Source organism: Actinomadura roseirufa (genome assembly GCF_900659635.1).
GTDB classification, from domain to species: Bacteria; Actinomycetota; Actinomycetes; order Streptosporangiales; family Streptosporangiaceae; genus Spirillospora; species Spirillospora roseirufa.
On record NZ_CAACVB010000498.1, the window covers coordinates 1 to 2792 of the forward strand.

Annotated in this window: 2 protein-coding genes; both read right to left on the reverse strand. The window is 75.9% G+C overall.

Going from position 1 to position 2792, the window contains the following annotated elements; translation table 11 throughout:
* Positions 1-50 precede the first annotated feature (50 nt).
* Positions 51-1430 (reverse strand): cytochrome P450, encoded by a 1380-nt coding sequence (locus E1291_RS40735; RefSeq protein WP_131743374.1) that lies wholly within the window; start codon positions 1428-1430, stop codon positions 51-53.
* 89 nt (positions 1431-1519) lie between these two features.
* Positions 1520-2792 (reverse strand): P-loop nucleotide/nucleoside kinase family protein (locus tag E1291_RS43600; RefSeq protein WP_207401239.1); only part of this gene is annotated, 1273 nt, incomplete at its 5' end.

A 2792-nucleotide genomic window follows, 5' to 3' on the forward strand; every position in this document is an offset into this window, starting at 1 on the left:
CGCGCCGGCGCCGCGCCCGCGCGCGCCGCCGCCGGAGCCGGTCCGGCGGGTCAGGCGCGGGCCGGCTCCCGGGGCGTGAGGTCCATGTGGATGTCCTCGGCGGCCCACAGCACGAAGCGCTCGATCGGCGTGACCGTCCGGCCGGGCGCCGGGCGGAACCGGAACCGCTTCAGCAGGACGGCCAGCACCAGCTCGGCCTCGACCATCGCCAGGGCCGCGCCCTCGCAGCCGCGCGGGCCGATCCCGAAGGGGATGTAGGCGAGCCGGGGCCGCCCCGCCGATGCCTCCGGCGTGAAGCGGCCGGGGTCGAACCTCTCCGGATCGGGCCAGTACTCGGGGTTCATGTGCACGGCCCAGAACGGATAGAAGATCGTCGTTCCCGCGGGGACGCTGTACTCGCCGAGGACGAGGTCCTCGGTCGTCTCCCGGGCGCCGTACGGGCCCGGCGGGTACAGCCGCATCGCCTCCCTGAGCGCCCTGTCCAGGTGGACGAGTTCTCTGAGGTCCCCGTAGTCGGGCACGGCGCGGTCGCCGAGGACACGGTCCACCTCCTCGCCGACCCGCTCGGCCACGTCCGGGTGCCGGGCCAGCAGGTGCAGCGTCCAGGAGATGGCGACGCCGGTGGTGTGATGCGCGGCCAGCATGGTCATCAGCACCGAGTCGCGGATCCGCGCCGGGGACTCGTCGGCCTCGGCCAGCGCGGCGATCATGTCGCTGCGTCCGGCGCGGCCGCCGGCCCGCCGGCCGGCGCCGTGCTCGCGGTGCGCGGCGAGCACGCGGTCGACGGTCGCGCGCAGGTAGGCCAGGCCCTCCTCGGCGCGGGCGCGGCGCGCCCCGCCGGTACCCGGCTCGTCCGCCTGGTAGAGCCGCGCCATGTACTCGGTCAGGACGTCCTCGAACGCCGACACGACCCGTCCCGCGGACTCCTCGGACTCAAGGCCGTCGCCGAGCGCGTACCGGCAGATCATGCGCAGGGACAGCTCGCTCAGGTCCCGTTGGAGGGGGACCGGGCCGTCGGCGGCGCGCTCGGCCCACCGGTCGGCCAGGTCCGCCGTCAGCTCGCCGAACCGCGCGAAGTGCGCCTCGTGCGAGGGGCGGCCGGCCAGGACCGACAGCATGATCCGCCGCCACGGGCCGTGCTCGCCGGCGGGCATCGTCTGCAGGTTGCCCGACTCCTGCAGCGGCGCGAGGAACTCGAACAGCCGCTCCGGCCGCTTGTCGATCCCCGCGGTGGCCTCCAGCAGGACCGGGTCGGCGACCGACACCGCCCCGTCCGCGCCGGGCAGCGAGAAGCGCACGACCGGGCCGTACTCGGCGTGCAGCTTCAGCTGGTAGTTGTGCAGGCCCCCCGCCGACGCGATGGCGCCGGCGCCGTCCTCCTCCGGGGGCGGGCCGGGGATGGGTGTTGGGGTGGTGCCGTCGCCTAGCATCGCACTCTCCCGGTAGGAAACATCGGTCGGCGTCCCACGATGATCGCGAGGACCCCATCCTCGCACCGCGCGCCCCTGCTTCGGGGCCCTCAGCTCTGGGGCACGGTGTGCTCCCCTTCGTCCCGCGGTTCCTCGAAACTCTCCAGATGGCGGTCGAGCAGTTCGGGGGAGACGGTGACGTTCCCTGGGCCGTCGCAGGAGTCGCGGACGGCGAGGCGCCGCCGGAGCGTCTCCGGGTCGGCCTTGAGGTAGATGAGCGTCCAGGTGCCGCCGTGCTCCTCGATCAGCGTCTTGTAGCGGTCGCGGGCGGCCCGGCTCCAGAAGCCCTCGTCCAGCACGACGGGCTCCCCGGCCGCCAGGAGCCGCAGGAGCTCCCGCTGGATCTCCTGGTCGGCGGTGGCCTGGTGGTGCTCGTACTCGGCGGGGGCCAGCAGCGCCGCGTCGTGCCCGACCCGCCGCCAGATGATCTCATCGGCCGACAGGCGCCGGTATCCGCCGGCCTCCAGGCGGCGCGCGTAGGTGGTCTTGCCCGAGCCGGCGAGACCGCACATCATGACGACGGCCCCGGGCACCGGCGGCGGGAGCGGGCCGGACGAGCCGTCCCGGGGACGCACGACCGTCTCCCGGTGGCCGGTGGTTCCGTCCGGGCCGGGGGCCGCTCCGTCCTCGCGCGGTGTCAGGAAGTCCTGCAGCTCGCGATGCCGGAACTGGTAGGTGGCGCCGCTGACGCGCAGCAGCCGCGCCTCGCAGGCCCAGTCCAGGAACGTCCACAGCCGCAGCGGGAGCAGGCCCCGCGCGGCGGCGACCGCCAGCCCGATCATGGTGCGGGTCCAGGCGACGGCGCCGAAGGACAGGCCGAAGGCCACGCCGCCGGTGAGCGCGCACGCCAGCGAGGCGGCGACGCCCTGGTTCAGGACGAACACCAGGAAGGCCGCGACGCCCCCGGTGAGGCCGAACGCCACCCCGATCGCCGGGTTCCGCTGGAGCGCCTCCCGCGGGTGCGCCAGCTCCGCGTCCTCGCTCCAGCCGCCCGTGGCGATCCTGAAGACGACGCCCAGCGCGAAGGCCAGGACGAACGCCCCGGCCACCCCCGCGGCCAGCGGCAGCGGGCCGGCGTGGGCGAGCCGCAGCGGCGGCAGGCCGGTGAGCGCGCCGCACAGCCCGAAGCCGAGCAGGGTGACGGGCTCCGCGCGGACCGCCTCGGCCACCGTCGTCCGCTCGGCCCGGTGCCGTCCCGCGGCGGTCAGCCCGATCAGCGCGCCGAGGACCGCTCCCCCGGCCGCGCCCGCGGCGACGGCGAACGCGGGCCCGAAGACCGCGCCCCGGGTCAGGACGAGCCCGGCGAGGCCGCCGAGCACGCCC